Annotated in this window: 19 protein-coding genes; 4 read left to right on the top strand and 15 right to left on the bottom strand. The window is 62.2% G+C overall.

What is annotated here, in order from left to right:
* Positions 1 to 87: 87 nt before the first annotated feature.
* The 11 genes from dnaI to ACYVRZ_RS09585 form a co-directional block, all read right to left on the bottom strand.
* On the bottom strand, positions 88 to 1,005 hold the full coding sequence (gene dnaI / locus ACYVRZ_RS09635) for a primosomal protein DnaI (RefSeq protein WP_461226409.1): 918 nt from the start codon (positions 1,003 to 1,005) through the stop codon (positions 88 to 90).
* Positions 1,002 to 2,369 (bottom strand): replication initiation and membrane attachment family protein, encoded by a 1,368-nt coding sequence (locus tag ACYVRZ_RS09630; protein ID WP_461226407.1) that lies wholly within the window; start codon positions 2,367 to 2,369, stop codon positions 1,002 to 1,004. Before ACYVRZ_RS09630 ends, dnaI begins: the two co-directional genes overlap by 4 nt.
* 62 nt (positions 2,370 to 2,431) lie before the next feature.
* Positions 2,432 to 2,902: a transcriptional regulator NrdR gene (gene nrdR / locus ACYVRZ_RS09625; RefSeq protein WP_262314844.1), complete on the bottom strand. Its 471-nt coding sequence runs from the start codon at positions 2,900 to 2,902 to the stop codon at positions 2,432 to 2,434.
* A 93-nt stretch (positions 2,903 to 2,995) separates the two neighbouring features.
* On the bottom strand, positions 2,996 to 3,601 hold the full coding sequence (gene coaE, locus ACYVRZ_RS09620; RefSeq protein ID WP_461226406.1) for a dephospho-CoA kinase: 606 nt from the start codon (positions 3,599 to 3,601) through the stop codon (positions 2,996 to 2,998).
* Complete coding sequence (mutM, locus tag ACYVRZ_RS09615) at positions 3,598 to 4,446, bottom strand: DNA-formamidopyrimidine glycosylase (protein ID WP_461226404.1); 849 nt, start codon at positions 4,444 to 4,446, stop codon at positions 3,598 to 3,600. Before mutM ends, coaE begins: the two co-directional genes overlap by 4 nt.
* An 11-nt stretch (positions 4,447 to 4,457) precedes the next feature.
* Positions 4,458 to 7,100, bottom strand: coding sequence for a DNA polymerase I (gene polA / locus ACYVRZ_RS09610; protein WP_461226402.1), 2,643 nt, complete (start codon positions 7,098 to 7,100; stop codon positions 4,458 to 4,460).
* A gap of 192 nt (positions 7,101 to 7,292) precedes the next feature.
* Complete coding sequence (locus ACYVRZ_RS09605) at positions 7,293 to 8,003, bottom strand: Bax inhibitor-1/YccA family protein (RefSeq protein WP_461226401.1); 711 nt, start codon at positions 8,001 to 8,003, stop codon at positions 7,293 to 7,295.
* Between the two features lie 204 nt (positions 8,004 to 8,207).
* On the bottom strand, positions 8,208 to 9,533 hold the full coding sequence (gene murC / locus ACYVRZ_RS09600) for a UDP-N-acetylmuramate--L-alanine ligase (protein ID WP_461226399.1): 1,326 nt from the start codon (positions 9,531 to 9,533) through the stop codon (positions 8,208 to 8,210).
* A 26-nt stretch (positions 9,534 to 9,559) separates the two neighbouring features.
* Positions 9,560 to 12,172 carry a DNA translocase FtsK gene (locus ACYVRZ_RS09595; RefSeq protein WP_461226397.1) on the bottom strand — a complete coding sequence of 871 codons (2,613 nt, stop codon included), beginning with the start codon at positions 12,170 to 12,172 and terminating at the stop codon, positions 9,560 to 9,562.
* 96 nt (positions 12,173 to 12,268) lie between these two features.
* Complete coding sequence (ytpR, locus tag ACYVRZ_RS09590; RefSeq protein WP_461226395.1) at positions 12,269 to 12,907, bottom strand: YtpR family tRNA-binding protein; 639 nt, start codon at positions 12,905 to 12,907, stop codon at positions 12,269 to 12,271.
* Between the two features lie 20 nt (positions 12,908 to 12,927).
* Positions 12,928 to 13,248: a thioredoxin family protein gene (locus ACYVRZ_RS09585; RefSeq protein WP_225047006.1), complete on the bottom strand. Its 321-nt coding sequence runs from the start codon at positions 13,246 to 13,248 to the stop codon at positions 12,928 to 12,930.
* A 120-nt stretch (positions 13,249 to 13,368) separates the two neighbouring features.
* Here ACYVRZ_RS09585 and ACYVRZ_RS09580 point away from each other — a divergent pair, with 120 nt between their 5' ends.
* Positions 13,369 to 13,674: a hypothetical protein gene (locus ACYVRZ_RS09580; RefSeq protein ID WP_461226393.1), complete on the top strand. Its 306-nt coding sequence runs from the start codon at positions 13,369 to 13,371 to the stop codon at positions 13,672 to 13,674.
* Here the strand turns inward: ACYVRZ_RS09580 and trmB are convergent.
* The 4 genes from trmB to ACYVRZ_RS09560 all read right to left on the bottom strand — a co-directional run bounded on the left by trmB (position 13,661) and on the right by ACYVRZ_RS09560 (position 17,221).
* The gene (gene trmB / locus ACYVRZ_RS09575) at positions 13,661 to 14,308 is read right to left on the bottom strand and encodes a tRNA (guanosine(46)-N7)-methyltransferase TrmB (RefSeq protein WP_262314854.1); all 648 of its coding nucleotides are present in this window, start codon (positions 14,306 to 14,308) and stop codon (positions 13,661 to 13,663) included. The two genes, ACYVRZ_RS09580 and trmB, sit on opposite strands and share 14 nt — an antisense overlap.
* A gap of 60 nt (positions 14,309 to 14,368) precedes the next feature.
* Positions 14,369 to 15,142, bottom strand: a complete 774-nt coding sequence (locus tag ACYVRZ_RS09570) for a phosphotransferase family protein (RefSeq protein WP_461226391.1) — start codon at positions 15,140 to 15,142, stop codon at positions 14,369 to 14,371.
* Between the two features lie 140 nt (positions 15,143 to 15,282).
* Positions 15,283 to 16,491: an ABC transporter permease gene (locus ACYVRZ_RS09565; RefSeq protein ID WP_461226389.1), complete on the bottom strand. Its 1,209-nt coding sequence runs from the start codon at positions 16,489 to 16,491 to the stop codon at positions 15,283 to 15,285.
* On the bottom strand, positions 16,484 to 17,221 hold the full coding sequence (locus ACYVRZ_RS09560; RefSeq protein ID WP_461226387.1) for an ABC transporter ATP-binding protein: 738 nt from the start codon (positions 17,219 to 17,221) through the stop codon (positions 16,484 to 16,486). Before ACYVRZ_RS09560 ends, ACYVRZ_RS09565 begins: the two co-directional genes overlap by 8 nt.
* Positions 17,222 to 17,323: 102 nt before the next feature.
* Between ACYVRZ_RS09560 and ACYVRZ_RS09555 the strand changes: the two genes are divergently transcribed.
* From ACYVRZ_RS09555 to ACYVRZ_RS09545, 3 genes are all read left to right on the top strand, one after another.
* Complete coding sequence (locus tag ACYVRZ_RS09555; RefSeq protein WP_461226385.1) at positions 17,324 to 17,752, top strand: HIT family protein; 429 nt, start codon at positions 17,324 to 17,326, stop codon at positions 17,750 to 17,752.
* Position 17,753: 1 nt separating this feature from the next.
* Positions 17,754 to 18,110 (top strand): YtxH domain-containing protein, encoded by a 357-nt coding sequence (locus ACYVRZ_RS09550; protein WP_461226383.1) that lies wholly within the window; start codon positions 17,754 to 17,756, stop codon positions 18,108 to 18,110.
* An 84-nt stretch (positions 18,111 to 18,194) separates the two neighbouring features.
* Positions 18,195 to 19,112 (top strand): peptidylprolyl isomerase, encoded by a 918-nt coding sequence (locus ACYVRZ_RS09545; protein ID WP_262314860.1) that lies wholly within the window; start codon positions 18,195 to 18,197, stop codon positions 19,110 to 19,112.
* Positions 19,113 to 19,185: the final 73 nt, after the last annotated feature.

Genomic DNA, 19,185 nt, shown 5'->3' with positions numbered 1-19,185 from the left:
TACCTAGATTAAAGCACGTTCCGGCAGGCCGCGCAAGCCCAAGCGGTGAAAAAGTTTGAAAATTGCCGACAGGTGTTCGCCAGGCGCCTACCCGTTGCGCCGGTCGCGGCCGCCGACCACGACCTCGGTCGCCAGGAAACGGATGCGTTCCATGATGCGCTGGGCCTTGAGCCCCTCGTTGTTGCCGACCTCGACGCCGGCCAAAAAATCGGTCAGCTCCGCCATGGTTTTGTTGGAGGTGAACAACGTCGGCAGCTCCTCTTGCATCCGGTACTGCAGCAAAATACCCAGCACATCGTCGCGGATCCAGGGGCTGAGGCTTTCGGCCCCGATGTCGTCGATCATGAGCACCGGCGCCTTCTTAATCGCATCGAGCTTGGGCAGCACCGTCTGGTCGCCGATCGCCGCCTTCATCTCCACCGCAAAGGTCGGCCAATGCACCAGCGTCGACGCCAGCCCCTGCTTGGCCAAGTCGTTGGCCATCGCGCCCATCAGGTAGGTCTTGCCGACGCCGAAGGGCCCAGTCAGGTAAAGCCCCTTGTGAAAGTCCCGCGGTGCCTTAGCCAGCTCGGTGGTGAAGGTCAGCGCCTGAACCAGCGCATCCCCGCGGTTGGTCGGATCGTAGTCGGCCAGCCGCGCGGCCGCAATCGCCTTGGGCATGTTCAGCGAGGTCACCAAGGCCTTTTGCGACGCCTGGGCGTCCTGGGCGCGTTTGGCCGGAGTCGGCTCGTAGGTGATGTCGATCAAGCGATTGGACACCACCAGCTTGGGGGTGTAGCCGGCCTGCTGCATCGGGGTGATCACCTTGCCGTCTCGGGCGTTGACGTACTCGTAGATTTTGGCCGCGCCGCGGTTGACCGCATCCGGGGCCAAGGCGTCGGCGTTAGCCTGCAGGAAGGCCTGCACCGCCTCATCCGCCACCGCCGCCTGCATCATGGTCGTGTAAGCCTGGTTCAACCGGCGCTTGTCCATCACCTGCGCCAGCTCGTCTTTCATGGTTTTCATTGGCCGCTTCCTCCGTGTTCTTCAAGTTGGCGAAGCGCCGCCAACCTGGCCGCGATTTCCGCCTGCTGGGAGCTTGACACCGCCTGCTCCTTGGGCTTGTAGTCGGCCTTGCTCCAGGCCGGCATCTGCTCCTGCCGCGCCGGGCGGCTGTTGTTACGCCGCGCCGGCTGGCGGGTCTTGCGTTCGGCGAAGGCCTTGATCTCGGCCAAGGCACTGGCCGGGTCCGTGACACCGGCCTTCAGCCAGCGGTTGACGATGGCGTCCAAGTAGGCCTGGTTGAGCGAGTCGTTGGTCTGCAGGATGTAATCGACCAGCACGTTGATCGTCGCGTCCGGCAGCACGTGGCGCTGCACCAGCTTGCGCAGCGCGGCGATCTCGTTGGGGGCCGCGTACATGTTAGGATTCTTGGCCTTTTTGGTCGCCTCGAGAAACTCGCGAACCGACAGCTTGCTGGCCCGCTCGACCAAGGCGGCCTCATCCGCACTCAGCTTGTCCGTGGCCGCCGCGACGGGTTCGGGCGTGGCCGCCGCCGCGGACTTGGGCACCAGGTGCGGTGCCTGCTCCTGATAAGTCTGCTCGGCATAAAGCCGCACCTGCCGCAGGTCGATCGAACCGGTGACAAAATCCACCGCCGGCTCAATCAGCCGGGCCAGATCCACCGGGGCCAGGCCGTAAAACTTGGCAATCTGGTACAGCCGCACCCGGTTGCGCTCGAGTTCGCTGACATCGACATTGGTGCGGCGCAAGAGCTGCGCCACCAAAGCCCAGTCAAACCCCTGACCATCCCCCAAGGTGACCGCAGGCGTCGGTTTTTGGCGAACCTGGGCGTTGTCGGCCGCCGCCGCTGCGGTTGGCGCGACGCGCGTCAGCGAGAAAACATCGAGCAGCTGCGCTGAGATGTTGGTCCAATTGGCGTTATGAACGTTGCGCAGCGTGTAGCGCTCGGTCAGCTGGTGGTAGCGGTGCTCGCCGACGCGGTCGTACAGCAACAGCCCAAGCGTCGGGTCGTGGAAGAAGGAATCGGGCTCGACCGGCCGGTGCAGCTCGTAGGCGTAAAAGCGGCCGAGGTCATCGACTTGGGTGTAGGTCTGAAGCAAGGCGACCGCCTCCAGCCGCACCCGCGCCTCGTAAAGCTCATCGAGGCTGACGCCGAGCATGTCCAGCAAGGCCGTTTGCTTTTGCCGCTCGCGCAGCGCCACCGTAGCCGGCGCCACCTGCCACAAGCTGAGGTACAGCGCCAAGGCGGTCGGGCCGATCAGCGGCTGGTACAGGCTGATGGCCACGTCTTGATCTAGGTTGCTGAAGTACGTGGCCGTGGAGATGATGTAATCATCTTGGGCCATGAAGTTCGCCGGCCTTTTCATCCGGATTCCTCCTTTCGGCGTGACACGCCGGGTAAAAAAGGCGCCGGCGCAATCGCCAACGCCTATTTTTTGGACTGCTTTTCCTTCTTCATCATGTCCTGCAGCTCCTGCATGAACACCGACATGTCCTTGAACTGCCGGTACACGCTGGCAAAGCGGATGTAGGCCACGTCGTCGACGTCGGCGAGCTGCTTCATCACGTACTCGCCGATGGCCTGGCTTGAGACCTCGTTTTCCCCGATTGCCCGCAGCTTGTTCTCCACGCCTTCGACAATCGACTGCATCTGTTCCATGGTGACCGGCCGCTTCTCGGCGGCGCGAATCAGGCCCTTGAGAATCTTCTCGCGGTTGAACTCCTCGCGGGTGCCGTTCTTCTTGATGACCAACAGCGGCGTCTGCTCCACCCGCTCGAAGCTGGTGAAGCGAAACCCGCAGTTCTCGCACTCGCGGCGCCGCCGAATCGCACGGCCGCCGTCAGTGGGCCGCGAGTCAACGACCCGCGAGCTGTTGTGATGACAATGTGGGCATTGCAAAAGGTCACCCTCTTTGTAGTTGATACCACATTATAACACGCCACATGTAGTGTGGCACCTGTTTCAGGACAACAGTTCAGAAACACCGGCAACTCAGGCCTCGGGCCGGCTGAGCTGTGCCAAGAGCTGGCGAACCTGCTGGCCGCGAATCAGCTCACCTTGCGAGTTGTCGATCAAATAATCGGCCCGGGCGATTTTCTCCGCCAGCGGCATCTGCGCGTTAATTCGCGCAAGCGCCGCCGCCTTGGTCAGCCCATCCCGGGCCATCAGCCGCTCCAGCTGCACGTGCGGCGGCAGCGTGACCACCGCCACCCCGTCGAAGGCGTCTTCGTAATGCGTCTCGTAAAGCAGGGGAATCTCCCCCACCGCCACCGGGCAGCCCGACGCCTTGGCCTCGGCCAGCGCGTCGTTGATCGCCGCTCGCAGGTACGGGTGGTCGATGGCGTTGAGCTGGGCGAGCTTGCCTGCGTCGTTGAACACCAGGTCCCCGAGCCGCCGGCGGTCCAAGGTGCCATCCGGGCGAATCATGTCGGCCCCGAATGCGGCGGCGATGGCCGCAAGCGCCGGGCGACCCGGCAGGACAATCTCTCGGGCGATCACGTCGGCATCGACCACCGGGCAGCCCAACCGCCTGAAGACGGCCGCCACCGTGCTTTTGCCGGTGGCGATGCCGCCGGTCAAACCGAGCAAGTAAGTCATTGTGCTTTTCGCTTCCTTAAGGGCTGGCAGTGGGGACAGTAATGCGTCCCGCGCTGGCCCACTTTGGTCTTGACGATCGTGGTCTGGCAGCGATCGCACGGGGTGTTCTCCCGGTCATAGACGTGAAGCCGCGCCTGAAAGCCGCCGCGCTGGCCGGTCGCATCCAGGAACGTGTGAACCGAGGTGCCGCCAAGCCTGGTGGCGGCGCCGAGAATCTCGATGATCGCGTCGTGCAGCCGCGTGGTTTCCGCTCGCGTTAGCGTGTTGGCCGGCTGCGCCGGGTTCAGCCGGCCTTGCCACAGCGTCTCGTCGGCGTAAATGTTGCCGACCCCGGCCACCACGCTTTGGTCCAAGATCACCGACTTGATCGGGGCCTTACGCTTGTGGACCGTCGCGTAAAACGCCGCGGCGTCAAAGCTTTCAGCGGTCGGCTCCGGCCCCATTTTGGCCAGACCGGCGACCACCTGTTCCTCCCGGCCGGTCTCAACCAGCTGCATCCGGCCGAACTTGCGCATGTCGTGGTAGCGCAGCTCGTGGCCATCTTCAAAGGTGAACCAGACATGCACGAAGCGGTCGTGTACCACCGCGGGGTCGGCGACCAGCTGGTACTTGCCCTCCATGCGCAAGTGCGACACCAGGGTCACGCCGTTGTCAAAGCGCAGCAGCAGGTACTTGCCGCGGCGGTCGATACCGGTGATGGTCGCGCCAATCAAGGCGGTTTGGAAGGCTTCCAGGCCACCGACCAGAATCTTGGCCCAGTCGGTGCCGATCGCCTCAACCTTGCGGCCGACGATCAGCTCGCTCAGCCCCCGCCTAACATTCTCAACTTCTGGTAATTCTGGCAAGGCGTCCTCCTTTACTTCGCGTCAAACCAGGTGGCGCCGTAGTGGCTTTCCACCTTCAGCGGCACGGCCAAGGCAACCGCCGAGTCCATCACCTTGGGCACCAGCTCCGCCAGGCGGGGCATTTCTTCCGCCGGGCCCTCGAAGATCAGCTCATCGTGAACCTGCAGCAGCATGCGCGACTGCAGGTGGTTCTCATCGAGCATCTTTTGCATCCGAATCATCGCGACCTTGATGATGTCGGCCGCGCTGCCTTGAATCGGCGTGTTCATCGCCGTGCGTTCGGCGAACTGGCGCAGGTTGAAGTTCTTCGAGTGAATCTGCGCCAGGTAACGCCGCCGGTGAAACAGCGTCTCGACGTAACCCTGCTCCCGCGCCACCGCCACCATTCGCGCCATGTAGTCGTGAACCTGCGGGTACTGCTCGAAGTACCCGTCGATGAAGGCCTTGGCCTGCTTGCGGGTGATGCCGATGTTCTTGGCCAGTCCGAAGTCGCTGATGCCGTAGACAATCCCGAAGTTGGTCGCCTTGGCCTGCCGGCGCATGTCCGGCGTCACCTGGTCCGGGCTGGTCAGCCCAAAGATTTTCATCGCGGTGTTGGCATGGATGTCGCGGTCTTCCTTGAAGGCCTCTTGCATGTTGGCATCACCGGAAATGTGGGCCAGCACCCGCAGCTCGATTTGGGAATAGTCGCTTGAAAAAATCTCCCAGCCGGGGTGCGACGGCACGAAGGCCTGACGCACCTGCTTGCCCATGCCGCGAGCCGGAATGTTTTGCATATTCGGGTCGACCGACGAGAGACGCCCGGTTTGCGTCAGCGTCTGCAGGTAGCGGGTGTGAATCTTGCCGTCCGGCAACACCGCCTTGATCAGGCCGGCGACGTAGGTCGACTGCAGCTTGGCCACCGTGCGGTAGTCCAAGATGTCTTGAACAATCGGGCTGGCGTCTTGCAGCTGCTTCAGCACCTCAACGGAGGTCGAGTAGCCGGTTTTGGTTTTCTTAATCACCGGCAGCTTGAGCTTTTCGAACAACACCTCACCGAGCTGCTTGGGCGAGTTCAGGTTGAAGGTCAGCCCGGCCTCGCCGTAGATTTTCTCCTCCAGCACGTGCATGCTGGTGGTCCATTCGTCGCCCATCTTGCGCAGCACCGGCTGATCCAAGTGAATGCCGGCGATTTCCATTCGCGCGAGCACCTTGGCCAGCGGCAGCTCCAAGTCGGTGAACAAGGCGGTCTCGTCCTGATCCGCCAGGTCCTGGCTGAGGTGCGGTCGAAGCGCCAGCAGGGCCTTGGCCTTTTGCGCCAGGTGGCCGAACAGCACGGCCTCCTCCGGCACCGCTCGCTTGGCGCCGGTGCCGTAAACATCGGCGTCGAAGGGCAGCTGGTAGTCGTGGTCCTGGGCAATCTGGCCGAAGTCGTTGCTGTTTTGGTCCGGGTTCAGCAGGTACGAGGCCAACAGCGCGTCGAAGTCGATGGGCCCAAGCGTGACCCCAAGCCGCGCCGCCGCGACCAAGTTGCGCTTGGCGTCAAACACGGTGAGGGCATGCCGGCCCAGCCAGTCGCAAAGCGCCGGCGTGGTCAACAGCGTGGCGTCGCTGCTGACCCAGATTCGGTCTTCGGCCGCGATGACAAAGCCGATTGGATCGGCGACGTGGTAGTTCTCCGTCAGCATCTCCAGCTCAAAGGCCACCGGGCCTTCGGTGGTCGGCAGCACATCGAGGTTCGCGTCGGTCAGCACGACGTAGTCCGGCGCCGCGGCCGCGGGGTCAGCCTCACCAGCGGGGGCCGGCAACTTGGCTAAAGCCTGGCGCATGTCAAGCCGCGTGAACAGGCCGCGCAGCGCCTCGATGTCCGGCCCGGTGTAGCGAATGTCGTCCAGGCCGATGGCAATCGGCGCATCCTGCAGGATGGTGGCGAGCCGCTTGCTCAAAAAGGCGTTGTCCCGGTCGTTGATCAGGTTCTCCTTCATCTTGCTGGGCTTGAGCTCGTCCAGGTTGGCGTAGAGGTTTTCGATGGAGCCGAACTGGTCGAGCAGCTTCAGCGCCGTTTTCTCCCCCACCTTGGTGACCCCGGGGTAATTATCGGAGGTGTCGCCCATCAGCCCCTTGAGGTCGATCAGCTGCCGCGGCGTGATGCCCAGCTTCTCTTGCATGTAAGCCGGGGTGTAGGCCTCAAGCTCGGCGACGCCTTTTTTGGTCACCTGCACCGTCACGGCAGCGGTGGCCAGCTGCGTCAAGTCGCGGTCGCCGGTCACGATCACCGTGGTCATGCCGGCTTCTTCCGCCTGCTTGGCCAAGGTGCCGATGATGTCGTCGGCCTCGTAGTCTTGAAGCGCGTAATGGGCCATGCCATGGTCTTCGATCATCTTGTGGATCAGGGGCAGCTGCTCCAAAAGCTCGCTTGGCGCCTTGTCGCGGTTGCCCTTGTAGTCGTCGAACATTTTGGTGCGAAAGGTCCCGCCGCTTTTGTCGAAGGCGACCAAAATCCGGTCGGGCTTGACCTTGCTCACGATGTTGTCCAGCATGTTGTTGAACGCAAAAACCGCGTTGGTGTGCAGGCCCTCGCTGTTGGTGAAGCGATCGAGTTGGTTGTAAAGCGCGTAAAACGCGCGGAATGCGACCGAGCTTCCGTCGATCAGCAGTAATTTTTCTTTCGCCATAAGTCCCTCCATCTGTCTACTGCCATTGTAACATGCCGGGCAAGGCGCGGCCGCTCGCCGCCGCCAAAATCCAGGTGTCTAATTGCCCCGCAACAAGAAGCCTCACCGACCACGTTCCAGGCGGCAGCGATTCAGACGCTGGGCTTGGACACCAAAAAACCGCGCCGAGGCGGCGCGGTCAGGGTCTGTGCATCAGTTGCGGTCGGAACCGCCGAAAATCTGGAGAATCGCCAGAAACAGGTTGAGAAAGTCCAGGTAAAGCATCAAGGCGCCTTGAACCGCCAGGGCCCCCATGCTATAGGTCGCCTGGCCGCTGGCATCGGCGGTCAGGTACATCCGCTTGAGTGCCTGGTTGTCCCAGGCCGTCAGGATGATGAAGATGACCAAGATCGCGTAGGCGATCAGCAGGCTCATGCCGCTTGAGTGCATGAAGAACATGTTGGCCAGGCTCATCAGAATCACGCCCCACAAGGCGGTGCCAGCGATGGCGCCGGGGCGGCTCAAGTCACGGTTGGTGATGCGGCTGAACACCGACATCGACACGAAGACGATGGCGGTGGTGAACAGCGCGGCGGTGATGTTGGCCGTCGGGTAGATCAGCCAGATCGACGCGTAGGTGAAGCCGAACGCTGCGGTGATCAGCAGGTACACCACCGTGGCGTAGCTGGTGTTGGTGCGGGCCGCCTTGTTATTGATCACAAACGACAGGATCAAAGGCAGCAGCATCAGCACGTAAAAGACCACCGGATGCTGGTTGATCGCGTTCAGGTACTGGGTCTGAAACACGCTGCCCAGCAGGTAGGAGATCAGGCCGGTGACCCCGATGCCGATCCCCACGGTTGCGTACACGCGGTTGAAAAAGCCCGCCACGCCAGTTTCATTGACAACACGACGTTCTTCCATCGTATCAGTCCTCTCTTCGTTGTTATAACATCCATTATACCAGCTTGCCCCAATTTGTCAGCCGGACCTTAGACCGATTTTGCCCGCAACAAGCCCGGCGACTGCAAGAACCGAACCCGGTGCGGTCTTCGGCCACGCCGCGCCGGTTCGCAGCGCCTCCGGCGAACTCAAAAAACCACCGCAGCGGTGGTTTTTGGTCAGGCGCTAGTTGGCCTTGGGTGAGACGTCGGACAGGAGGTTTTCGAAGGCGACCTCGTATTTTTGGATGTCGCCGGCCCCCATGAAGACGAAGGCCGCGTTGTCGTAGTCCAAAAGCGGCGACATGTCGGCGAGTTCAATGACGTGGCCGCCTTGCTTGATCTTGGCGGCGAGGTCTTCGGCCGAGACGCTGCCGGACTGCTCACGCGCGGAGCTGAAAATCGGCGTGACGTACACGGCATCGGCGGCACTCAGGGTCTGAGCGAACTCGTCGAGGTAGGCGATGGTTCGCGAGAAGGTGTGCGGCTGGAAAACCGCCACGACCTGCTTGTCCGGGTACTTCTGCCGCGCGGCATCAAGCGTCGCCTTGATCTCGCTTGGGTGATGCGCGTAGTCGTCGATGATCACGGCGTTACCCATGGTTTTTTCCGAGAAGCGGCGCTTAACCCCGGCGAAGCTGGCCAGCTCCCGCGCAATGTAATCGGCGTCCAGCTGCTCGGTGAAGCCGACCGCGACCACGGCCAGCGCGTTCAACACGCTGTGGTCGCCGAACAGCGGCACGAAGAAGTGGCCGATCAGCTTGCCTTCGTGGAAGGCGTCGAAGCTTGAGCCCGTGGTGGTGCGGCTGATGTTTTTGGCCACGAAGTCGTCCGTGTCCTTTTCGCCGTAGTAGTACACCGGCACATCGACGTCCAGCTTGCGCAGCCAAGGATCGTCTCCCCAGGCGAAAATCGCCTTTTTGACCTGCTTGCCTTCCGCCTCGAAGGCCGAGTAGACGTCTTCGATGCCGGTGTAGTAATCCGGGTGATCGAAGTCGATGTTGGTCATGATCAGGTAATCCGGCGAGTAGGCCAAAAAGTGGCGGCGGTACTCGTCGGCCTCAAAGACGAAGAACTTCGAGTCCGGCGTCCCCTTGCCGGTGCCATCGCCGATCAGGTAAGAGGTCTTGTCGATGCCGCTCAGGGTGTGGGCGAGTAGTCCGGTGGTGCTGGTCTTGCCATGGGCCCCGGCGACGCCGATGCTGGTGTAGTTGGCCAGCAGCTTGCCGAGGTACTCGTGGTAGCGGTAAAACGGCAGGCCCAGGCGCTTGGCCGCCTGCACTTCGGGGTGCTCGTCCGTGAAGGAGTTGCCGCAGATGATGGTGTAACCCGGCTTGATGTTGGCCGCATCGAACGGCAGCATCTCGATGCCGGCCGCGGCCAGACCGCGCTGGGTGAAGGTGTACTGGGTGATGTCGGACCCCAGGACGTGGTGGCCCAGGTCGTTCAAAATCTCGGCCAAGGCGCTCATGCCCGAGCCCTTGATGCCGATGAAGTAATCAGTTTCTGTCAAAATGTGTTCCCCTCTTACTGTGCGGATTAATCGATTGGATCCGGCAGGTCTTCCTTGTTGAAGTAGACGTCGCGCGGCTTGGAGCCGTTGGCCGGCGAGATGTAGTGGCGCATCTCCAGTTCGTCGATCAGGTTGGCGGCGCGGTTATACCCGATGGAAAAGACGCGCTGCAGCTTCGATGTCGAGACGTTTTTCTCCCCGACCAGGTACTTCAAGACCTCGGGGAAAAGCGCGTCTTGCGCCTCTACGGCGTTGGCGTGAGCGACCAGCTTGTCGGGCAAAAACAGGTACTGCGGCGCTCGCTGCTGCTTGACGAAGTCGACGACGGCCTCGATTTCGCGGTCGACGAACGTTCCCTGCAGCCGAATCGGCTGACTGGCGCCATTGCCAAGGTATAGCATATCACCTTTGCCCAGCAAACGCTCGGCCCCGTTGTGGTCGATGATGGTCCGTGAGTCGACCTGGCTGGCCACCATGAAGGCGATGCGGGTCGGAATGTTGTTCTTGATGGTCCCGGTGATCACATCCACGGACGGCCGCTGGGTCGCAACAATCAGGTGAATCCCGGCTGCCCGGGCCTTGGCCGTGATCCGGGCGATGTAGTCCTGGAACTCCGAGGCCGCCACCATCATCAGGTCGGCCAGCTCGTCGACGATGATCACAATGTGCGGCAGCACCAGCCCAAAGTCGCCGTGAGCCACCGCCATGTCGTTGAACTGCTTGAGGTTGCGGGCCCCGGCCGCAGCCAGCTTCTGGTAGCGTTCCTCCATCTCGTCGACCGCCCACTTCAAAGCCGCGCTTGCGGCCTTGGGATCGGACACCACCGGCGATACCAGGTGCGGCAACCCGTTGTAGACGGCAAGCTCCACCGCCTTGGGGTCGATCAAAAGCAGCCGCACCTGCTGCGGCGTCGCCTTGTACAACAGCGACGTCAAAAGCGAGTTGATGAACACGGACTTCCCGGAGCCGGTGGCCCCGGCAATCAGCCCGTGCGGCATTTTGTCCAGCGTGGTGACCTGAGGCTGACCGAACAAGTCAACCCCAAGCGCCACCGTCAAGGGCGACGCCGCGTCTTGGAACTGCGGCGAGTTCAAGACCTCCTTGAGCATCACCGGCCGCGGGTGCAGGTTGGGAATTTCGATGCCAACCGTCGACTTGCCAGGAATCGGCGCCTCGATGCGAATGTCCTTGGCGGCCAGGGCGAGCTTCAGGTCATCGGTCAGGTTGGTGATCTTGTTGACCTTGACCCCGGGCTCAAGCGCGACCTGAAACTGCGTCACGGTCGGCCCGACGGTGTGGGCCACCGTATGCGCCTCAACGTGAAAGGCGGTCAGCGTCTCGTCCAGCTGGGCCGCCTTGGCCGTAACCCAGCCCTCAAGCGCCGCGTGGTCCTCAACTACCGGATCGGCCAGCAAGCTCAGCGGCGGCATCTGGTAAGGCGCCTGTGCCGCCGCTTCGCCGGCCGAAGCCGCCTGCGGTTGAGCCGGCGTGGGTTGTGGCGACTGCGCGGCCAGAGTCGTTGACGATTCGGCCGCGGGATGTGGCTCAAGCTGCGGTTGAGCCGGCAAATCAGACTGCGGATTGGCTGGCGCAGGCTCGCGCGACGTCACCGCGGCCGCACTCGGTGGCAGCGTGGCGACGTCGGCGCTCGTTTCTTCCCCGGTGGCCGCCGGCCGTCCGGCGGCCGTGATCGTTGGCGGCGTCTGGGGGTGGTCACTGACCGGCGTTTGGGCTTGAACCGGGGTCCCCACCGGCGACGTCAGCGGTTGAAAGGCCGGCGAGCCGGCCGGTCGCTCCCGCGCTGGGCCAGCGGCCGCCTGGCCCTTTTTGGCCGCCTTCTTGGCCTTCAGGTAGTCGCGAACGGAATTCCGCACCGCGTAGGGATTCGGTAGTTTGGACGGCCGCTGAAGCGGGCGCTCCCGCTGCTGTGACTTCAGCTCCGGGTCAGTCGGCAGCGGCTGGCCCGCCGCAAGCAGCTCGGTCACCGTTGCGGTCACCGGCGTTTCGGCTGCCGGCGCTTCGGCTGCCGACGTTTCGGCTGCCGACGTTTCGACTGCCGACGTTGCGGCTGCCGACGTTGCGGTCACCGGCGTTTCGGCTGCCGACGTTGCGGCTGCCGGCGTTTCGACTGCCGGCGTTTCGGCTGCCGACGTTTCGACTGCCGGCGCGGTCGGCGCTGCCTCCCCGACCACAACGGTAGTCGGCCGTGTCGTCACCGCTGCTTGCCCGGCCGCAGCCGAGGCGCTTGGGGCCGTTGAGCCAGTGTTCGACGCCGCACCGCCGCTGGCCAGCGCGTCAACCCTTGCGGCAGCTTCACCGGCCGCGGGTGCCGCCGGAATGGTCGCATCCGCGGCGCCGGTTTCAATCAAAAACAGGTCGGCTTCGCTCGGCCGCAGCGCCGTCACGATGGCGGCGTAGTCGATTGCCGGCCGCTTGGTGCGGTGGTGGCTTTTGGGCACCGCAATCAGGGCCGCCAAGGGGTCAATCGAGTGACGGCCCGCCGTCCCTGCCGGCTCGCTTGCGGTCGCCGGCTTGGCCTGGTGCGGTTTCGGCTCCCGTTGCATGCGCTTGGGCAGCGGATACGCCGGCTCAATTTTTTGTGGTTCCCGGTTGAACGCCGGACCATCGTAGTGCGGCATCTCATCAACTCCCATTTTCACTAATGACCCAATTTTAACATAGGTTGCCCGGCCCCAATCAAAAAACCGCCGAAACCAGTCGGCGGTATGGTGAAGCTAGTGCTGCTGCGAGGCGACGACCTGCGAAGCCAGCGCCGCATCGTACGGGGTGCCGGCGGCCAAATCGTCGGGCATAATCAAGATGCCGCGCTGGGTCGGCGCCCCGGGAATCGCGAGCTCCCGGGCGGCGCAAAGCATTCCTGCAGAGGCCACCCCGCGCAGCTCACCGGGCCAGATCAGCTTGCCGTCCGGCATCATGGTGCCAGGCAGCGCCGCAACCACGGTTTGCCCAAGCGCCGCATTCGGGGCCCCGCACACAATCTGTTCGGTGCGGTCGCCTAGATCCACCTGCGTGATGTGCAGGTGATCGGAATCCGGGTGCGGCTCAAAGCCGACAATCTTGCCGATCACCAGGTGCGAGCCGTCGACCGCAAGCGTGCCATCGAGCCCCGCCTGTTGCAGCGCCTGGTTCAGCGCCGCAACCTGGGCCTCGGTCAGGAAAATCTGACCGGCTTGGGCGAGCGGGCCAACCCACTGACTGGCGTGGAAAAAATTGAAGCCCAAGGCCGCGCCGGTTTCATCGTAAATGCCCACGATGTCCTTGGCCGTCCGGGTGGTTTGGACCGCGGTGTCCGGGCCAAGCACGGCCACGAGGGTGTCGCCCCACGCCAACTGGTTCACACTGGTGATCAACATTAGTGTCGTTTCCTCCTTAATTAAGCCGGCAGACCGTTGATGAACGTCTCAACTTCCTGGCGGGTCTTGCGGTCGCCGTTCACGAAGCGGCCGATTTCCTTGCCGTCTTCGATGGCGATGAAGCTGGGGATGCCCATGACGCCCTTGTCTTGGGCGATTTCGATGTTCTCGTCGCGATCGACGTAGATGAACTGGTAATCCGGGTACTCGGCCTCAATCGCCGGCATCGCCGGCTTGATGAAGGTGCAATCTGGGCACCAGTCGGCGCTGAAGAACAGCATCTTCTTGCCGGCGGCGTTGGCCGCGGCCAGAATCTTCTCGTTGGAATCAAATTTTTGCATAGTCCTCGTCCTTTCACTTACGTTTTACAAGTGAATCATACACGATTTCGGCGCGTTTGACAATGCAGCCAGTGTACTTCTGGATTATAATTAGTGCAACCACAGAAAAGAGGGACTCACATGGCCAAACGTCTGCATTACGTCGCGGCCGCCGCGCTGGTGGCCACCGCCGCCAGCTTCGCGACGACCCGCGCTTACGCCTATTACTGGCACCACTTTCTGCCCAACCGCCTGTTCAAAAAGGTCAGTTCGCAGATTGCCGATTCGACCACGCGAACCGGCGGCTGGATTAACATGACGCCGGACGCCGGCTGGGTGGAAGACCACCTGGTGGCGACCTATCGCGGCGGCATCACCACCGCCAACAACACCTTCGCCTTCACCGTCAGTCAATCCGGTGAGCTGCTGTCGCTCAAGCGTTCTTGAAGTGTGCAACCAGCTCGTGGATGCGGCCGCCCTTGGCCGAGAACTTGTGCTCGTACTCGGTTTCGACGTTCGCGACGATGCGCGGATCCTGATGCACGTCAAGCGCCACTAAGTCGAACTGCATGCCAAAGTTGTTCATGCTGACCAGCGAGTACTCGAAGAACCCCTGGTTGTCGGTTTTGAACTGAAGACTGCCCCCTGGGGCCATAATCGCCTGGTACTGCGCCAAGAAGCTGGCGTAGGTCAGGCGTCTTTTGACGTGCTTGGACTTCGGCCAGGGATCGGAGAAGTTCAAGAAGACGCCGGCGACCTCGGCCGGCGCGAAGTAATCGGTCAGATCCGCGCCGTCGCCCAGAATCAGCTGCAGGTTGGGCAGTTTCAGCTCGACTTGCTTGCGCAGGATGTAGGCAATCGCCACCTCCTGAATCTCAAGGGCGATGAAGTTCTGGTCGGGATGGGCCTGGGCCATGTCCGTAATGAACTTGCCCTTGCCAGAGCCAACCTCGAGAAAAAGCGGCTGGCTAACCGCAAACTTGGCCTGCCACTTGCCCGGCATGCCAACCGGGGCGACGGTGATGTACTCGGGATGTGCCGCAATCAAAGGCGCCGCCCAGGGCTTGTTTCGTAAACGCATGTTGTCCTCCAGTCTGAACATAAGAGACGGGCTGTGCCGAGACGACACAGCCCGCGAGTTTCATTTGGCCACCAGCTGCGATAGCTGCAGCAAGGCGCGGTTCATTTCGGTGTAGCGCTGCTTTTCGTAGTTGCGCTTGATCTCATTGAGCAGGTGCAGCTGACCGTACCACTCGATGCGAGCCATCAGGTCGGCCGACAGCGGTGTGCCGTATGCGGCCAGCCACGCCCCCCACTCGGCGCGAGGCACGTAGTTAATCAGCACCACGGAGAGGTCAAAGGCGATGTCACCCAAGCTGGCCTGGTCCCAGTCGACCAAGTAGAGCTTCTCGGCGTCCGACAACAGCCAGTTTTTGTGGTTGAGATCGCCGTGGCAGACCCACAGGGTCCGAGGCCGCGGCGGCAGCTGGCGCAGGCGCTTGGACACGTCCAGCACCAAGGGATGCTTGCGCAGCGCCTGGGGCAAGTCCGCGACGTACTGGGCGCGAAGCTGCTCGGGCGTTTGGGTCAGGCCGCCGACTTTTTGAAGCATGCGCTTCAGAAGCGTCGAGCGGTGAACCTTGGCCAACAACCCTGCCACCATCGGGGTATTCATCTGCTCGCGGGTGAGGGTGCGGCCGTTGAGCCACTCCTGCGCCGTCAGCACGTCGCCGGTTGAAATGCGTTTGGTCCAAATCAGTTTGGGCGTGATGCCCTCAACGGATAAGGCCGCCAAGAAGGGGGACGCATTGCGTTTTAAAAAGAATTTCTCGTGGGCAAAAACGCCCATAAAGGCCCCGCCGGTGGTGCCGCCAACTGGCTGCAGCGACCACCCGGGCTCCAAATCTAGATCCATAGGCTTCTCCTTGGTTCGAGTGCCGCAGGACTGGCCTACTCGCGGCGCAGAATGCGTATCCCGACAAGAGTCGTTTGACTAATTTCCTACAATAATCTTACACGAATAACGCCCGACGTCAAGGCGTTTCGCGCGAAAAGCTAGCGCGGTTGCTTGCTCAGGCGCAGCGGCACGTACCACACCGCAAAGGCAAAGGCCAACGCCGCGCCGACGCCAAGCGCCACCCCGGCCGCGGCCCAGCGGCCAAGCGCCAGCAGCCCGAGGCTTTGGCCCACCGCCAGCAGCAGCAACACGCCAAGCGTCAGGTGCCCAAAGGCCGCGGTCTTCGCAGCCTGGCTGACCGGGTACAGGTGGGTGAACACGATGTCGTCTGAGGCCTTGGCCAAAGGCAGCAGCTGAAAGCCGACCAGGTAGACGAACAACGCGGCCAAAAGCGCCACCAGCCACAGCGGCTTGGCCAAGGTCAACACCACGGCGCCGATCACCCACAGCCGCACCACCAGCCCCGAGAACTCGGTGCGGCGCAGGAAGCCGCGCAGGTAGAGAAATCCCCAGGTGTGGGCGTGCGTCTTGGGCACCAGGCGCAACAGCCCGTCGAGGTAGCGGCGGCGGCGAACCCCGCCGCCCAACCCCGGCACGTTGGTGAAGAGGTTGTAGAAGCGGTACAGCCGCCCCTGCCGCCGCTCCTCAAAGCCAATCAGCGACAGCCAGTTCAGACCGGTGGCCTCGAAGTGATCGCCAATCTGCCAGCGCAGCGCCAAGTCCAAAATCAACGCCACCGCGGCGGTGATCACCGGGTGCAGCCACAGCCCGGCGCAACTGGCAACAAAGGCGATGGCCAAAAGCAGCCAGCGGTTCGCCCAGCGCGGCAAAAAGGCGGGGTAAAAGCGCAGCAGCTGCAGCCACAGATCCACGTCCTTGAAGGCCCAAAGTGCAAGGGCCAACAACCCTGCCCCCACAAGCGGCTCAAGTCCCAGCACCTGAAGCATCGGGGCGGTGGCCACCGCGGCCAGTGCCAACACCGCCAGTGGCAACAGCAGACTGTAGTGCCGCGCCTTCAACAGCAGCTTGGCGAACGCCCCGGTTTGCGGTAGCAGGAAGGTCGCATCGGCGGCCTGGGCCAAGGACGCCAGGCTACCCAGACTCAGCAGGCCGCTGAGAATCAGGGCCAGCAAGGGCCGCAGCCACCAGGTCACCGCCAGCGTCTTAACCAGCTGCGAGTAGCCGTAAAGCAGTGCCCCGGCCAGAATCACCAGCACCAAGACGAAGTGGTCGTTAAAGACGAACTGCAGGTACTTGAATTGCGTTTTTTGATGCCGGCGCAACCGGCCGCGCCACAGTTCACCCATTGCTTGCCTCTTTCGTCATCGCCATGTACAGGTCGTCCAGGCTGGCCCCTGGCATGCCAAAGGCCTGCTGCAGCGCGGCCTTGCTGCCGCTGGCGCGAACCTGGCCGTCCTTGAGCAGCACAAAGGCGTCCGCGTACTGCTCGGCCGTGGCCAGAATGTGCGTCGACATCAAAACCGCCCCGCCGGCCGCCTTCCGCGCCGCCACCAGGTCCAAGAGGTCGTGAACGGCCAGCGGATCCAGGCCGGTGAAGGGCTCATCGATGATGGTCAGCTTGGCCTCGGCCATGAAGGCGGCGACAATCATCACCTTTTGCTTCATGCCCTTGGAGAACTTGGCCGGGAACCAATCCAGCTTGTTGGCCAGGCGAAACTTCGCCAGCATCGCGTCGGCGCGAGTCCAGGCCGCCGCCTGCTCCAGGTCGTAGGCCATCATGGTCAGCTCCAGGTGCTCGCGCAACGTGAGCTCCGGGTACAGCACCGGCGTCTCCGGCACGTAGGCGATCGCGCGGCGGTAGGTATCCGCGTCCTGCGCCAGGGTCGTGTCGTCGATGGCGATGCTGCCCCCGGTCGGGGTCAACAGCCCGATGATGTGCTTGATGGTGGTGGACTTCCCTGCCCCGTTCAGGCCGATGAGCCCGACAATCTGGCCATCCGGGACGGTGAAGCTCAGGTGCTTGAGGACTGGAAGGTTGCCGTAGCCGCCAGTCACGTCTGTCAGCGTTAAGGTCATGTGTGAACCTGCTTTCGTCTGTGATTTCAGTTACTTTTATGATAGCATGAAATCAAATCAAATTCTCACTCAGCCAGTGATTCGAGGAAAAGAGGAAAACGCATGTCAGATTGCATTTTTTGTAAAATCATCGCGGGCGAAATTCCCAGCGTGAAGGTCTACGAAGACGACACCGTCCTGGCGTTCCTGGACATCAGCCAGGCCACCCCTGGCCACACCCTGGTGGTACCCAAGGTTCACGTGCCGGATCTGTTCGCCTACGACGCCGACCTGGCCGCCGCGGTGTTCGCCCGGCTGCCCAAAATTGCCCGGGCGATCAAGGCCAGCGACCCGCGGATCGAAGGGCTGAACGTCCTCAACAACAACGGCGAAGTCGCCTACCAAAGCGTCTTTCACTCCCACATTCACCTGATTCCGCGCTACTCGACCGCCGATGACTTCAGCATTCACTTCGGCGACCACACCAAGGATTACACGTCGGCTCAGCTTGAGGCCATCGCCGCCGGCATCCGCGCAAAGGTTGGTGCGTGAGATGAAATTCACAACGGGATTCTTACTCGGCGTCGCCGCCGGCACCTTGTACGGGCTGTTGACGGCCAAGAAAACGGGGCCGGATCGCCAGCAGGCCATCGCCGGCTACGTCGATGACGTCACCGGTGCCACCGACGCGGTGGCCGCCGCCGTCACCCGCCTGGGTAAGGCGGCAACGGCGCTTCAAGCCACGATTCACACCACGCTTGAGCCCAACGTGGCGGCCATTGAGGACGCGGTGACCGACTTCGGGTTTCAGACCGAAGCCCACACCCAGGCCCTAGGCGAGCACCTGGCCACCATCACCGACACCTTGGAAAAGGCGGTGCCGGATTCGGATGCCGCCGGCCAAATTTGAAGCTTCTGTGAAAAAAGCCCACGTTTTGGGCGTTTGTGTTATAGTTGAAACCGTGCAAAATCAAAACATATAGGATGTGTCATGATGAAAAAATGGATCGCCGGCTTAGCTGGCTTAGTTCTGGCAGCGGCCTTGGCGGGCTGCTCAAGCGGCAGCGCAACGGTTGCCAACATGAAAGGCGCCAAGATCACCAAGGACGAGTACTACGAGAAGATGAAGACTTCTAGCGATGGCGGGGAAGCGACCCTCCGGAACATGATCGTCCAAAAGGCCCTGGAGCAGCAGTACGGCAAGAAGGTGACGACCAAGCAGGTCAACGCTCAGTACAACAAGGTGAAGAAGTCCTACGAGGCCCAGGGCCAAGACTTCGCCGCCGCGCTGACGCAGGCCAGCCTGACCACCAAGTCCTTCAAGGATCAGATCAAGACCTCCCTGCTGTCCGAAGTCGCGCTGAAGGACCTCAAGAAGCCGACCCAAAAGCAGCTGGACAAGCAGTACAAGGCTTACTACCCGAAGATCACCGTTCAGCACATCCTGGTCGCCAAGAAGTCCAAGGCCACCGAGATCATCAACCTGCTGAAGAAGAAGAACACCACGGCTTACTTCTCCACCTTGGCCAAGAAGTACTCGACGGATACCGGGACCGCGTCCAACGGCGGCAAGCTGACCGCCTTTGACAACACCGATACCCAACTGGATGCGACCTTCAAGGCGGCCGCCATCAAGCTCAAGACCGGTGAGTACACCACCACCCCGGTCAAGACGACTTACGGCTACCACATCATCCGCGCCATCAAGGCCCCGAAGAAGGGTTCCGAAGCCAGCCTGAAGAAGACGCTGACCAAGCAGCTTTACACCACTTGGCAAAGCGATGAAACCGTCATGACCGGCATCATCAAGAAGGTTCTGGTCAAGGCCAAGGTCAACATCAAAGACAGCGACCTGAAGAACGTGCTCTCCACCTACCTGAGCAACTCGTCCTCCGCGGCTGCCTCCAACTAAGCACGTTGAACCCCATCCCGCGATGGGGTTTTTGTTTGCCCCACTGAACCGATGACAAAAAACCCCGGTCGCT

This window comes from Lacticaseibacillus suihuaensis (assembly GCF_054785075.1).
Note: the sequence above shows the minus strand (reverse complement) of the source record. Positions and strands in the feature narration are given on the sequence as shown.

What these genes read in the sequence shown, in the direction of transcription:
- dnaI (WP_461226409.1), bottom strand. Translation starts at nt 1,005, where the DNA reads ATGAAAACCATGAAAGACGAGCTGGCGCAGGTGATGGACAAGCGCCGG.
- ACYVRZ_RS09630 (WP_461226407.1), bottom strand. Translation starts at nt 2,369, where the DNA reads ATGAAAAGGCCGGCGAACTTCATGGCCCAAGATGATTACATCATCTCC.
- coaE (WP_461226406.1), bottom strand. Translation starts at nt 3,601, where the DNA reads ATGACTTACTTGCTCGGTTTGACCGGCGGCATCGCCACCGGCAAAAGC.
- polA (WP_461226402.1), bottom strand. Translation starts at nt 7,100, where the DNA reads ATGGCGAAAGAAAAATTACTGCTGATCGACGGAAGCTCGGTCGCATTC.
- ACYVRZ_RS09605 (WP_461226401.1), bottom strand. Translation starts at nt 8,003, where the DNA reads ATGGAAGAACGTCGTGTTGTCAATGAAACTGGCGTGGCGGGCTTTTTC.
- ACYVRZ_RS09595 (WP_461226397.1), bottom strand. Translation starts at nt 12,172, where the DNA reads ATGCCGCACTACGATGGTCCGGCGTTCAACCGGGAACCACAAAAAATT.
- ytpR (WP_461226395.1), bottom strand. Translation starts at nt 12,907, where the DNA reads ATGTTGATCACCAGTGTGAACCAGTTGGCGTGGGGCGACACCCTCGTG.
- ACYVRZ_RS09585 (WP_225047006.1), bottom strand. Translation starts at nt 13,248, where the DNA reads ATGCAAAAATTTGATTCCAACGAGAAGATTCTGGCCGCGGCCAACGCC.
- ACYVRZ_RS09580 (WP_461226393.1), top strand. Translation starts at nt 13,369, where the DNA reads ATGGCCAAACGTCTGCATTACGTCGCGGCCGCCGCGCTGGTGGCCACC.
- trmB (WP_262314854.1), bottom strand. Translation starts at nt 14,308, where the DNA reads ATGCGTTTACGAAACAAGCCCTGGGCGGCGCCTTTGATTGCGGCACAT.
- ACYVRZ_RS09570 (WP_461226391.1), bottom strand. Translation starts at nt 15,142, where the DNA reads ATGGATCTAGATTTGGAGCCCGGGTGGTCGCTGCAGCCAGTTGGCGGC.
- ACYVRZ_RS09565 (WP_461226389.1), bottom strand. Translation starts at nt 16,491, where the DNA reads ATGGGTGAACTGTGGCGCGGCCGGTTGCGCCGGCATCAAAAAACGCAA.
- ACYVRZ_RS09560 (WP_461226387.1), bottom strand. Translation starts at nt 17,221, where the DNA reads ATGACCTTAACGCTGACAGACGTGACTGGCGGCTACGGCAACCTTCCA.
- ACYVRZ_RS09555 (WP_461226385.1), top strand. Translation starts at nt 17,324, where the DNA reads ATGTCAGATTGCATTTTTTGTAAAATCATCGCGGGCGAAATTCCCAGC.
- ACYVRZ_RS09550 (WP_461226383.1), top strand. Translation starts at nt 17,754, where the DNA reads ATGAAATTCACAACGGGATTCTTACTCGGCGTCGCCGCCGGCACCTTG.
- ACYVRZ_RS09545 (WP_262314860.1), top strand. Translation starts at nt 18,195, where the DNA reads ATGAAAAAATGGATCGCCGGCTTAGCTGGCTTAGTTCTGGCAGCGGCC.